The following is a 12878-nucleotide window of genomic DNA, read 5'->3' as shown; positions in this document are numbered from 1 at the left end:
TCCCACCGCAGCACAGGAGACCATGACCATGGCCCAGATCGGACAGTTCACGCGCACGGAAACCGGCTTCGAAGGCGAGTTCCGAACGCTCGGCATCAAAGAGGAAATGACCCTCGTTCCTGCGGAACCCTCGGAGACCGAGAACGCCCCGAAATACCGCGTCCTGCTCGGTGACGAAGACGGCCTCGATATCGGCGCGGGCTGGATACACGTCGGCGAACGGGCCGGCGAGTTCGTCTCGATCACGATCTACAGCCCGCTACTCGGCGGCACGTTTCGCGCAAATCTCTTCCGCGCCGGTGACGACGGTTCTGCCTGGGTGCTCACCACCGTCCAGCCCTCCAAGAAGCGGCAGGAGGACTGAATGGCGGCGTCCCGAGACCGCGCCTGCGCCGGACGTTTTTCCACCGTCCGGCGCTCAGCGCTCCTTCTCCTTTCCGGCCTGCTCTTCACCGCAGCCGCAACGCCGACGGTTCTGGCGCAAAGCGTGTCGCCTACGAGCACCGTCGCCGCGCATCCGTATGCGGCGCATATCGCCGAGGCATCGCGCCGCTTCGGCATTCCTCCAGCATGGATCGTCGCCGTCATGCGCGCCGAGAGCGCGGGCGACGTGCGGGCCGTCTCCTCGGCCGGCGCGATGGGTCTGATGCAGGTCATGCCGGACACCTGGGCCGAGCTTCGCATCCGCCACGGCCTCGGCCGCAATCCTTACGATCCGCGCGACAACATCCTCGCGGGTACTGCGTACCTGCGCGAGATGTGGGATCGCTATGGCGACATCGCCGCCATGCTCGCGGCCTACAATGCCGGTCCGGCGCGCTACGATGAGCATCGTTCGAAGGGCCGAGCGCTGCCCGCCGAGACGCGGGCTTATGTCGCTTCGCTCGCGCCCGCGCTGCGCGGCGAGCGCCCTTCGAAGAGCGGTTCGACGGTCGCCCGGCCGCTCGATTGGCGCGAGGCGGCGATCTTCGTCGGGCGCGATGGCGGTGCTTCGGCCGCCAATTCCGCGTCTCCGGATCGAGCGCCGGACGACGCTCTCCCACCCGTCACGGCGACATCGCAGATGCTTATCGCGGCACAGCCGGAGGGGCTGTTCGTCGCTCGGAATGCCTCCGGGGAGCGGCCATGAGCGGCCCTGCGGCGCTTCGCATCCCATCGTGCGCTGGCGTGTCGTGGAGGACGCCGGGGGTAGCGGCAGGCGCAGCAACCGGACGATGGCAGGATAAAAGAGCGCACGGTGCGCTTCGGTTGGGCGGTTGTTTTTGTTCAGGTTTTCGGCGCGATCCGCACCGTGTAGCGCTTGCGCGCACCGTGCGCTCCGCGCCTATCTTTCTGTTTTTCCTCCGAGTTTTGCACCGTGCGGGGTCGCATCATGTCCGATAACAGCGAGTTCCGCATCCGTCCCGGCCGCATCCGATCGACCCGCGCGCAGCAGGCCCGGCCTTTCATCGCGCAGGTGCTCGCCGCAGCGAAGAAGGCAGGCGGCGGCGTCTCGCGATCGGGCCGCGTCACATCGGGCAACCGTTCACGCTTCGGGCGCGGCCAGCGCGCCAGCATCCAGGCCAATCGCCTCATCACGTCGCGGACGCGCGGCGCCGTCGTCAAGGCGCGCGTGGTCCGCCACTCCCCACGATCCGCACCGCTCGGTACGCATCTCGACTATCTGCGCCGCGACGGCGTGACCCGTGACGGGGAGAAGGCGCGGCTGTTCGGGCCCGGAACGGAGAATGCCGATGCGCGCGCCTTCGCAGAGCGCTGTGGCGATGACCGGCATCATTTCCGATTCATCGTTTCGCCCGACGACGCGCCCGACATGGCGGACCTCAGATCCTTCACCCGCGATCTCGTCGGCCAGATGGAAAAGGATCTCGGCACGGAGCTCGACTGGGTGGCCGTCGATCACTGGAACACCGAGCATCCGCATGCCCACCTGATCGTCCGCGGTGTGCGCGACGATGGACAGGATCTCGTGATCTCGCGCGACTACATCAAGGAAGGCATGCGCGACCGGGCGCGCGATCTCATCACGCAGGAGCTGGGGCCGCGCACCGACCTCGATATCCGCCGCATTCTCGAAAGCCAGATCGAGACCGAACGCTGGACGCAGCTCGACCGCCAGCTTGTCCGCGACGCCGGCAAGTCCGGCATCATCGACCTCGCGCCGCGCCCCGACCGACAGCCGGACGAATTCCACGCTTTGAAGGTCGGCCGGCTGCGGACCCTCGAAATTCTCGGCGTTGCCGGACAGGTCGGCCATTCGCAATGGTTCATCAAGCCCGAGGCGGAGAGCGTCCTGCGCGAGCTCGGCGAGCGCGGCGACATCATCAAGCGCATGCACCGCGCTCTCACCGATCGCGGCATCGAGCGCGGCGCGGCGAATTATGTGCTGGCCGGCGAAAGCCTCGACGTGCCCGTTGTCGGCCGCCTGCTCGAACGCGGTCTCGATGATGAGCTGAAGGGCACGGCCTATGCCGTGGTCGACGGCGTGGACGGCCGCACCCATCATATCAAGCTGCCGCATCTCGATGCCGCTGGCGACAGCCCACCCGGATCGATCGTCGAGCTGCGCGCCTACGAGGATGCACAAGGTCAGCGCCGCGTCGCGCTCGCCGTCCGTTCCGACTTGGACATCCACGCGCAGGTCAACGCAACGGGCGCGACCTGGCTCGACCGGCAGGCGGTTGCCCGCGAGCCCATCGCGCTGTCGGAGGGCGGCTTTGGCGCCGAGGTGCAGCAGGCGCTCGAGCAACGGGCTGAAAACCTGATCGGCGAGGGCCTCGCCGAGCGGCAGGGCGGCCGCGTGGTCTTCGCCCGCAGGCTGCTCAACACGTTGCGAGATCGCGAGGTCAGTGCGCTGGGCGAGAAGCTCGTCGCCGAAACCGGTCTGCCATTCAATCATGTCGGTAGTGGGGAATATGTCGCCGGCTCCTATCGCCAGCGCTTCACGCTCGCCTCCGGGCGGTTCGCCATGATCGACGACGGCCTCGGCTTCCAGCTCGTCCCCTGGTCTCCCTCTCTCGAAAAGCAAATCGGACGTCACGTCTCAGGCGACGCCCGAGACGATGGCGGCGTCGACTGGGACTTCGGCCGCAAGCGGGGGCTCGGCCTCTAGCACCCGTCAGAAAGGAACCTCGCCATGTCCGGCACCAAGATCCTCTGGGGACAGATCACGATCGTCTTCCTGATCGTGCTCGTTACCACCTGGGGCGCGACGCAATATGTTGCGTGGAGCCTCGGCTATCAGGCGCAGCTCGGCGAGCCGTGGTTCAGGCTCTTCGGTGTGCCGTTCTATTTTCCAGCCGCTATCATGTGGTGGTGGTACTTTTACGACGCCTATGCGCCGGGCATATTCGCGACCGGCGGCATGATCGCCGCGTCGGGCGGTTTCATCGCCATCGCGGTCGCTATCGGCATGTCGGTCTGGCGAGCCCACGAACAGAAGAATGTCGCCACCTATGGCTCGGCCCGCTGGGCAGAGAAGCCCGAGATCGAGGCCGCGGGCCTGCTCGATCCCGACGGCGTGGTACTCGGCCGATACGATCACGAGTATCTGCGCCATGACGGGCCGGAGCATGTGCTGTGCTTTGCGCCTACCCGATCCGGCAAGGGTGTCGGTCTCGTCGTCCCTTCGCTCCTCACCTGGCCAGGCTCGGCGATCGTCCATGATATCAAGGGTGAGAACTGGACGCTGACCGCGGGCTTCCGGTCACTCCATGGCCGTGTGCTGCTGTTCGACCCGACCAATCCCAAATCCTCCGCCTACAATCCGCTGCTCGAGGTCCGTCGGGGCGAGTGGGAGGTGCGCGACGTCCAGAACATCGCCGACATTCTCGTCGATCCCGAGGGGAGCCTGGACAAAAGGAATCACTGGGAAAAGACCAGCCACTCACTGCTCGTCGGCGCGATCCTACATGTACTCTACGCCGAGCCGGAAAAGACGCTGGCCGGCGTCGCCAACTTCCTCTCCGATCCGAAGCGCCCGGTGGAGTCGACGCTGCGCGCCATGATGAAGACCGCGCATCTGGGCGAGACCGGTCCACACCCTGTCGTGGCCAGCGCGGCGCGCGAGCTCCTGAACAAATCCGACAATGAGCGCTCCGGCGTTCTATCAACCGCAATGTCGTTTCTCGGATTGTACCGCGATCCTGTTGTTGCCGAGGTCACGCGGCGCTGCGACTGGCGGATCAGCGACATCGTCGGCGGCGACCATCCGACGACGCTCTACCTTGTCGTGCCACCCAGCGACATCAACCGGACCAAGCCGCTGATCCGCCTGCTGCTCAATCAGATCGGCCGTCGCCTGACCGAAGAGCTCCAGGCAAAGACCGGGCGCCATCGTCTCCTCCTTATGCTCGACGAGTTTCCGGCGCTCGGGCGCCTCGACTTTTTCGAGACCGCGCTGGCCTTCATGGCAGGGTATGGGTTGAAGAGCTTCCTGATCGCGCAATCGCTGAACCAGATCGAGAAAGCCTATGGGCCGAACAATTCGATCCTCGACAACTGCCATGTTCGCGTGAGCTTCGCGACGAACGACGAGCGGACGGCCAAGCGCGTATCGGACGCCCTCGGGACGGCCACCGAGATGAAGGCCATGAAAAACTATGCCGGGCACCGTCTGTCGCCCTGGCTCGGCCACCTGATGGTGTCCCGCTCGGAAACCGCTCGCCAGTTGCTCACGCCGGGCGAGATCATGCAGCTTCCGCCGGCCGACGAGATCGTGATGGTCGCCGGCATTCCGCCGATCCGGGCGAAAAAGGCTCGCTACTATGAGGATGCCCGTTTCCGCGAACGCCTGCTGTCGCCGCCCTCCTTGAAGCGCCCGGAACAGATTCGTCCGGACGACTGGACCAGCCTGCCGATCCCGGCACGACCGGAAGCGCTCAATGCGCAACCGGCAGGCCGATCCGACGACGAGGACCCGACCGAATCCGAACGGCGGCTGCAGCACGAGCTCCACCGGGTAAAGCCGGTAGAAAAGAAAGCGCCGATCGAGAACGAGTTCGAGATCGAGCCGCCTGACGACATCGACGAGGATGCCGTGCGCAACCAGCGCATGATCCGCCAGATGCAGGGCGTCGCACGGCAGGTCTCGCTCGATCCGAATGACGGCATGGAGCTGTAGGCGCCATGACCACTCGCCGAAAGAAGAAAAAAACCACGATCTATCTGGACCCCGACGTCGAGAAGACCTTGGCGGATTTCGCCGCGCGCCGGGATCAGTCACAATCCATGATCGCCGAAGCCGCGATCGCGTCATTTCTCTCGCCGGACGATGCCGAACGGCGAGAGGCGATCATTTCAAAACGCCTCGACCAGCTTGATCGTCGCATGACCCGCCTCGAACGCGATGTCGGCATCGCTGTCGAGACACTGGCGGTGTTCATCCGCTTCTGGATCACCACGACGCCCGCATTACCGGAGCCGGCGGCGCAGGCGGCGCGGGCCAAATCCAGCGAGCGGTATGAAGCGTTCATCACCGCCCTCGGTCGGCGTCTGGCTCAGGGGCCGAAGCTTCGTCAGGAGATTTCCGAAGATGTGGCTGGTCCCGACGCGCGTGAATGATCTCTTCGTGCGTTCTCCTAAAACCGGATCGGAATCGCATACCGCAAAAATGAGGTTTGAGCCATATCTGGGCGAGGGGCTTCTCGATGCGAGGCAGGTGCAATGGCGGCTTCAAACCGGTTGTTTCGCAGCGTTTCCGAAAGTCTCAACACCATGCGCATCGGCCGGTTCTCCAAAAAGCATTCGGGAACAGGTGTCGGGCAAGCGGTGTCGTTCAAGTAGTACGCTCGCAGCTCGGAAGGCACCGCCTCATTCGAATCTTCCGATCGGAGCGGCCACGTTGCGGCGAACGATCCGACCGGTGAAGGGGCCGAGGTCGGCTATTACGCGACCTGCGCGGCAAGCGTTACGGCGTCCGCGCCGGCCGGGATGCGAAACGGAGAAGACGCATCGGTCACGGCCTGCCAGACCGCTTCCGCCACGTCACTTGCGGTGGTGGTTTCGACGAGCTGCGGCGCTGCGGAGAACACCTGTCTGGCCCACGCAGCATAGGCTTCGGGTATGCCGTTCTGCGAGCGGGCACGGGCGGTCGCGCTAAAGGGCGTTTCCGGCGCCCGGCCGGGGACGACCAGCCGCACACGCACACCGAAGGGCTCCACTTCCAAAGCGAGGTTTTCGCTGAATACCTCTACGGCTGCCTTGCTGGCCGTGTAGGCGGACAGCAGCGGCAACGGCTTGAGCGTCACGGCGGACGACACGTTGACGATCACGCCCGACCCTTGCACCCGGAAGCCGGGCAGTGCGGCTTGCGTCATCGCCATGGTGCCGAACGTGTTCAGCTCGAAAAGCTGGCGCGTTGCGTCGATCGACACGCCTTCCAGCGCACCCATCAGACCGGCACCGGCGTTGTTGACGAGGGCGTCGATCGGCCCTGCTTTATCCAGAGCACTGGTGATGCTGGCAGCGTCGGTCACATCGAGTGCAACGACGCGCAGACGTTCGGATGCTGGCAGCACATCGTCACGAGGCGTGCGCATTGTGGCAATGACGGTCCAGTCGCGATCAAGGAAATAGCGGGCAGTCTCAAGCCCGAAGCCGGACGAGGTGCCGGTGATGAGAATCGTGTTCATGCAAAACTCCTGTTTGTGGTGATGGCGTAGCGCGGCCGCGGATGGGGATAGACGCGGGTTACGAGGGAGTGGGAACAGGCGCGTCCGATTACTTCGTCTCGACGCTGCCTTCCGCCGCGGCATCGGCTGCCAGTGTCGCGACCGTTTCGGAAAATGCGGGATCGCCGGGATAGAGCGCGCTGCGGAGGAAGGCGGTGGAAAGACGCTGGATCGCGGCGACCCGCTGCGGCCGTTCGTCCGTCGTCTCGCGTGCCTCGTAGCCGGGGATGCCGCCAAGAGCATGCTCGCCGCCAAAGGCCGTAAATAATACCTTGGGTGAGGGGCTCAAATCGTAGGCATCACGCCACCACTCGGCGCCATGTGTCGAAAGTCTGCCGACATCGCGGTCGCCGACGATGACCAAGGTCGGCGCCGTCATGGTCGAGAAATCTGGATACATGAATGGGTAGGTATGGGCCGCATATTCGGTCAGGCCATTGCCTCTACCTGGCGGCGCCAGCAGCACGCCCGCTTTCACGCGGTTGTCCTTCCTATTGACCACCGATCCGTCGTCGGGATCGGGATGGGTGGTGCCAAGCAAGGTACTGGCGGTCTGGGCGCCCCATGAATGGCCGGCAACCGCGATACGAGAGTGGTCGAGCCGCCCCCGGATCAGCGATGCTTCGTTCTCTATGCGATCAAGCCCGTCGAGGACGGTGGCTAGGTCTTGCTCACGAAAGCGCCAGAATTGGGGGCGGCGAGGATCGTTCGCGGCAAGGCCGAGCATCCGCGAATCCAGATGTGTCGGCTGGATTACGGCGAAACCATGCGCTGCCCAATAATCAGCAAGGGGGCCATAGGCGTGAAACGACTGGCCATTGCCGTGCGAGAAGATGATGACGGGCAGCGTGTAGCCTGAGATCGGTAAGGAAACCCGAACGTGCAGATCAACGCCTCGTCCCGGTGACAGTAAGGTAATGGGAGAGATGGAAACAACGGCGGGTAATCCGGCAGTGCGCGCGCGGGTTTCTGCGAACGGGCTGGACATGAGACTGCGAACCTCCGAACTGGAAACCGGATCAATGATCCGCTATACTATAAATACGGATCATTGATCCGTTTATCAAGAGGGATCGCAAAAATGTTGTCGACCGAACTCCGGAATGCAGGCGAAGCCGCGTCACCGGCTCCTGGCGATGCCGAAGCACCCGCACCGCGAATGCGTGCTGATGCTCGCAGAAACGAGGAAGCCGTTTTGGAAGCGGCCAAGATCGTGTTCGCCCGTTCGGGGGTGGATGCGCCCATCCGGGAGATTGCGACGCAGGCGGGCGTTGGGCTGGGTACGCTCTACCGCCGTTTCCCGACGCGTGCCGATCTGGTGGCTGCGGTGTTTCGCCGGGAGGTTGATGCCTGCGCCGGTGCGGCGGCGATGCTTGCCGCTGAGCATGGGCCAGCCGATGCTCTGGCAGCTTGGTTGAAGCGCTACACGCGCTTCCTCGCTACCAAACAGGGGTTGGCCGCGGCGCTCCATTCCGGCGATCCGGCATTCGCCACCTTGCCGGACTATTTCCGAAGCCGATTTGAACCGGCTCTGTCGATGCTGCTGAATGCTGCTGCCGCTGCGGGAGAAGTCCGAGCTGACATTGCGCCCTACGATCTGCTGCGCGCGATCGGAAACCTCGCCGTGGCTTCAGGGGAGGATGGGCCGGCGCACACCGAACGAATGCTCATGCTGCTGCTGGATGGCCTGCGTTATGGCGCGGCGAAGTCGAAATAGCCGCGACTGCCAAGAAGACGCTCGATAGGGCCGATACCGGACTCCATCGCCTCTCGGGGGAACGACTCTCGCCGATGGAAGCTTTCGCCACTCCCCTTCCCACAAGAAGCCTTACTGGTTTCCACCCCCCTCGTCGCCTTTGTAAGGATCGCCGAATCGCCGACCGGATTTTCACGCGCAATCGGCGAACAATCGCAGCAAGTAATCCGTCAATATGAGGCCCTCGCCGCCGTTCTCCTGTATTTGCACGCTACACTACTACTACGACCGAAACTTGTTGAATCGGCCTGATTCCGGGCTCTTTTAATAATCCCCGATCCGGGGATCATCTGTTGCGTCCCCACGAGAAACGGGGACGACATGGCATCCACCCACCACAGGCAGGAAGCGATCCAGCGCGGAGCGCGCATGCTGCGCACCGCGCTCGGAGCGGCAATCGCGCGGTTTCTGGAAGACCCGGCCGTGGTCGAGGTGATGCTGAACCCCGATGGGCGCATCTGGGTGGATCGGCTTTCCGAAGGGCTGGCCGACACCGGCGAGACGATGACGGCCGCCGATGGCGAGCGCATCGTGCGTCTGGTCGCGCACCATGTCGGTGCGGAGGTCCACGCCCGCTCGCCGCGCGTCTCGGCCGAGTTGCCGGAAACAGGTGAGCGTTTTGAGGGCCTGCTTCCGCCAGTCGTAGCGTCACCCGCCTTCGCTATTCGCAAGCCGGCTGTCGCGGTCTTCACGCTCGACGATTATGTGGCCGCCGGCATCATGACGGCCGATCAGGCAGTGAAGCTGCGCGCAGCGGTCCAGTCCCGCGCCAACATACTCGTCGCTGGGGGCACTTCTACCGGCAAGACAACGCTGACCAACGCGCTGCTCGCCGAGGTGGCGAAGACAGCAGATCGCGTCGTCCTCATCGAGGATACCCGCGAGCTGCAATGCGCTGCGCCGAACCTTGTCGCGATGCGGACCAAGGATGGCGTTGCCACGCTTTCCGATCTCGTCCGCTCCTCGCTGCGCCTGCGGCCCGATCGCATTCCCATTGGCGAGGTCCGCGGCTCAGAAGCCCTCGACCTGCTCAAAGCCTGGGGCACCGGCCATCCCGGCGGCATCGGCACGATCCACGCCGGCTCCGGCATCGGCGCGCTGCGTCGCCTCGAGCAACTCATCCAGGAAGCCGTCGTCACCGTCCCGCGCGCGCTGATCGCCGAGACTATCGATCTCGTCGCCGTCCTCTCCGGCCGCGGCTCGTCGCGCCGGCTGGCCGAGCTCGCGCGCGTCGACGGCATCGATCCCGCCACCGGCGACTACCGCATCATCCCCGCAACCACCTCGAATGGAGAAGCTGAATGAATTCGCCCGTCGTTCCGAATGTGACCAATCCGCCCGTCCTGTCGACCGTGCCCATCGGTCCAGAGCTGCCCGCCGGCTCGATCATGCGCGGCAGCTACAGGCGTCTCGCCAGTTCGACCGCGCTCTTCACCATCATGATGCTGGCCGCTACGCCGCCGGCCCATGCCTCCGGCTCCTCCATGCCGTGGGAGCAGCCGCTTCAGCAGATCCTCCAGTCGATCGAGGGGCCGGTCGCCAAGATCGTGGCGGTGATCATCATCATCGCCACCGGCCTGGCGCTCGCCTTCGGCGACACCAGCGGCGGCTTCCGCCGCCTGATCCAGATCGTATTCGGTCTGTCGATCGCCTTCGCGGCCAGCTCGTTCTTCCTCAGCTTCTTCAGCTTCGGCGGCGGGGTGCTAGTCTGATGGCGGCCGTCCTCGAACAACTCGACGCGGTGCCGGGCTTTTCGGTGCCAGTCCATCGCGCCTTGACCGAGCACATCCTGCTGGGCGGTGCGCCGCGCTCCATCGCGATCATGAACGGCACGCTGGCCGGGGCCGTGGGCCTCGGCCTGCGCCTTTGGCTCGTCGGCCTCGCCATTTGGGCGATCGGTCATTTCGTGGCCGTCTGGGCGGCCCGTCGCGATCCGCTCTTTGTCGAGGTCGGGCGCAGGCATCTGCGCATTCCGGCTTTCCTCGCGGTGTGAGGAGGCGGCCATGATGAATCTCGCCGAATATCGTCGCACCGCCGCTCGCCTCGCCGACTATTTGCCATGGGTCGCTCTGGTCGCGCCCGGCATCGTGCTGAACAAGGATGGCTCGTTTCAGCGCACGGCCCGCTTTCGGGGTCCGGATCTAGATTCCTCCGTCGCGGCCGAGCTGGTTGCCGTTGCAAGCCGCATCAACAACGCGTTCCGCCGCCTTGGCCTGGGCTGGAGCATTTTCGTCGAGGCGCAACGGTACGAAGCCGCCACCTATCCCGACAACATCTTTCCCGATCCCGCGTCGGCTTTGGTCGATGCCGAGCGCAAGGCCGACTTCGAAGAAGCCGGCGCACATTTCGTATCGAGCTACTTCCTCACCTTCCTGTTTCTTCCACCGGCCGAGGAAGCCGCACGTACCGAGTCCTGGCTTTACGAAGGGCGTGAGCGCTCGGGCGTCGATCCGCACGAGATCCTGCGCGCCTTCACCGACCGCACCGATCGCGTGCTGGCGCTGCTCGACGGCTTCATGCCGTCCTGCGGCTGGCTCGATGACAGCGAGACACTGACCTATCTGCATTCCTGCGTGTCGACGAAACACCATCGTGTCCGTGTGCCGGAAACGCCGATCTATCTCGACGCGCTCCTCGCCGACCAGCCACTCACCGGCGGTCTGGAGCCGCGTCTTGGCGATCAGAATCTGCGTGTTCTGACCATTGTCGGTTTTCCGACCGCGACAACGCCGGGTCTGCTCGACGATCTGAACCGGCTGGCCTTCCCGTATCGCTGGTCGACGCGCGCGATCCTCCTCGACAAGACAGACGCAACCAAGCTACTCACCAAGATCAGGCGGCAATGGTTCGCCAAGCGCAAGTCGATTGCCGCGATCCTCAAGGAGGTGATGACCAACGAGCAATCGGTGCTGGTGGACACCGACGCCGCGAACAAGGCCGCCGACGCGGACATGGCCTTGCAGGAGCTTGGCGCGGACGTCGCCGGCATGGCCTATGTCACCGCTACGATCACGGTCTGGGACGCCGATCCGCGCCTTGCCGACGAAAAGCTGCGTCTGGTCGAGAAGGTCATCCAGGGCCGCGACTTCACCGCCATGATCGAGGCGGTGAACGCGGTGGACGCCTGGCTCGGCAGTTTGCCCGGCCATGTCTATGCAAACGTGCGTCAGCCGCCGATCTCGACGCTCAATCTCGCCCACATGATCCCCCTCTCTGCCGTGTGGGCGGGGCCGGAACGGGACGATCACTTCGATGCGCCCCCGCTGCTTTACGGCAGAACCGAAGGTTCGACCCCGTTCCGGCTTTCTTTGCATGTCGGCGATGTCGGCCACACGCTCGTCGTCGGCCCAACAGGGGCGGGCAAATCCGTGCTGCTCGCCCTCATGGCCTTGCAATTTCGCCGTTACCTCCGCAGCCAGGTCTTCGCTTTCGACTTCGGCGGTTCGATCCGCGCCGCATCGCTCGCCATGGGTGGCGACTGGCACGATCTCGGCGGCGGCCTGACCGAAGGATCGGAATCCTCGGTATCGCTCCAGCCGCTGGCCCGCATTCACGACACCTATGAGCGCGCCTGGGCCGCCGACTGGATCGTCGCGATCCTTCTGCGGGAAGGGATTAAAATCACCCCGGAGGCAAAGGAGCACATCTGGACGGCGCTGACCTCGCTCGCCTCGGCGCCGATCGGCGAGCGCACGATCACCGGCCTCAGCGTCCTTCTCCAGTCCAACGATCTCAAGCAGGCGCTCCGCCCTTATTGCGTCGGCGGCCCTTATGGCCGGCTGCTCGATGCCGAAGCCGAGCATCTCGGTTCGGCGGACGTGCAGGCATTCGAGATCGAGGGGCTGGTCGGCACGGGCGCGGCGCCGGCTGTACTCGCCTATCTCTTCCATCGCATCGGCGACAGGCTCGACGGGCGGCCGACGCTGCTGATCATCGACGAGGGCTGGCTGGCGCTCGATGACGAAGGCTTCGCCAGCCAGCTCCGCGAATGGCTCAAGACGCTCCGCAAGAAAAACGCCTCGGTCATCTTCGCCACGCAGTCGCTCTCGGACATCGACAATTCGGAGATCGCCCCGGCCATCATCGAAAGCTGCCCGACGCGACTGCTGCTGCCAAACGAGCGCGCGATCGAGCCGCAGATCACGGCCATCTATCGCCGCTTCGGCCTCAATGATCGCCAGATCGAAATCCTCGCGCGGGCGACGCCCAAGCGGGACTACTACTGCCAGTCACGGCGCGGCAATCGTCTGTTCGAGCTCGGCCTGTCCGAAGTCGGCCTCGCGCTTTGCGCCGCTTCCTCGAAATCCGACCAGATGCTGATCGCCCAGATCGTCGCCGAGCATGGCCGCGATGGCTTTCTCGCGGCCTGGCTCAACGCTCGCGACGTCGGCTGGGCCTCGGAGCTCATTCCGACTTTTCCCTCTCTCGTCCCCTAAGCCGAAAAGGAAATT

The 12878-nt window shown here is 64.7% G+C and carries 12 protein-coding genes; 10 read left to right on the top strand and 2 right to left on the bottom strand.

From position 1 onward, the window contains the following. Positions 1–28 precede the first annotated feature (28 nt). From J9800_RS05185 to J9800_RS05165, 5 genes are all read left to right on the top strand, one after another. Positions 29–364, top strand: coding sequence for a DUF736 domain-containing protein (locus tag J9800_RS05185; protein WP_142860129.1), 336 nt, complete (start codon positions 29–31; stop codon positions 362–364). Then, the gene (locus tag J9800_RS05180) at positions 365–1129 is read left to right on the top strand and encodes a lytic transglycosylase domain-containing protein (protein ID WP_142860127.1); all 765 of its coding nucleotides are present in this window, start codon (positions 365–367) and stop codon (positions 1127–1129) included. Between the two features lie 243 nt (positions 1130–1372). Beyond that, the gene (locus tag J9800_RS05175; RefSeq protein WP_142860125.1) at positions 1373–3112 is read left to right on the top strand and encodes a relaxase/mobilization nuclease domain-containing protein; all 1740 of its coding nucleotides are present in this window, start codon (positions 1373–1375) and stop codon (positions 3110–3112) included. Between the two features lie 24 nt (positions 3113–3136). After that, positions 3137–5122, top strand: coding sequence for a conjugal transfer protein TraG (locus J9800_RS05170; RefSeq protein WP_142860123.1), 1986 nt, complete (start codon positions 3137–3139; stop codon positions 5120–5122). 5 nt (positions 5123–5127) lie between these two features. Next, positions 5128–5562, top strand: coding sequence for a CopG family transcriptional regulator (locus tag J9800_RS05165; protein ID WP_142860121.1), 435 nt, complete (start codon positions 5128–5130; stop codon positions 5560–5562). Between the two features lie 323 nt (positions 5563–5885). Here J9800_RS05165 and J9800_RS05160 read toward each other — a convergent pair whose 3' ends face one another. Continuing rightward, positions 5886–6632 (bottom strand): SDR family oxidoreductase, encoded by a 747-nt coding sequence (locus J9800_RS05160; protein WP_142860120.1) that lies wholly within the window; start codon positions 6630–6632, stop codon positions 5886–5888. A gap of 88 nt (positions 6633–6720) precedes the next feature. After that, positions 6721–7659 carry an alpha/beta hydrolase family protein gene (locus tag J9800_RS05155; RefSeq protein ID WP_142860118.1) on the bottom strand — a complete coding sequence of 313 codons (939 nt, stop codon included), beginning with the start codon at positions 7657–7659 and terminating at the stop codon, positions 6721–6723. A gap of 93 nt (positions 7660–7752) precedes the next feature. Between J9800_RS05155 and J9800_RS05150 the strand changes: the two genes are divergently transcribed. The 5 genes from J9800_RS05150 to trbE all read left to right on the top strand — a co-directional run bounded on the left by J9800_RS05150 (position 7753) and on the right by trbE (position 12863). Then, on the top strand, positions 7753–8388 hold the full coding sequence (locus tag J9800_RS05150) for a TetR/AcrR family transcriptional regulator (RefSeq protein WP_142860117.1): 636 nt from the start codon (positions 7753–7755) through the stop codon (positions 8386–8388). Between the two features lie 360 nt (positions 8389–8748). After that, entirely contained in the window at positions 8749–9732 is a 984-nt protein-coding gene (trbB, locus tag J9800_RS05145; protein ID WP_142860115.1) for a P-type conjugative transfer ATPase TrbB, read from the top strand. Between the two features lie 83 nt (positions 9733–9815). Then, the gene (locus J9800_RS05140; RefSeq protein ID WP_133036454.1) at positions 9816–10139 is read left to right on the top strand and encodes a TrbC/VirB2 family type IV secretion system protein; all 324 of its coding nucleotides are present in this window, start codon (positions 9816–9818) and stop codon (positions 10137–10139) included. Continuing rightward, positions 10139–10420 carry a VirB3 family type IV secretion system protein gene (locus J9800_RS05135; RefSeq protein ID WP_100653002.1) on the top strand — a complete coding sequence of 94 codons (282 nt, stop codon included), beginning with the start codon at positions 10139–10141 and terminating at the stop codon, positions 10418–10420. Before J9800_RS05140 ends, J9800_RS05135 begins: the two co-directional genes overlap by 1 nt. Before the next feature lie 10 nt (positions 10421–10430). Further along, positions 10431–12863, top strand: coding sequence for a conjugal transfer protein TrbE (gene trbE / locus J9800_RS05130; RefSeq protein WP_142860113.1), 2433 nt, complete (start codon positions 10431–10433; stop codon positions 12861–12863). The last annotated feature ends 15 nt before the right edge of the window (positions 12864–12878 follow it).

Origin of the sequence: Ochrobactrum sp. AP1BH01-1, from assembly GCF_018066705.1 — a bacterium.
Classification (GTDB): Bacteria; Pseudomonadota; Alphaproteobacteria; order Rhizobiales; family Rhizobiaceae; genus Brucella.
The sequence above is the reverse complement of the archived record's forward strand: the minus strand, read 5'-3'. Positions and strand labels throughout refer to the sequence as shown.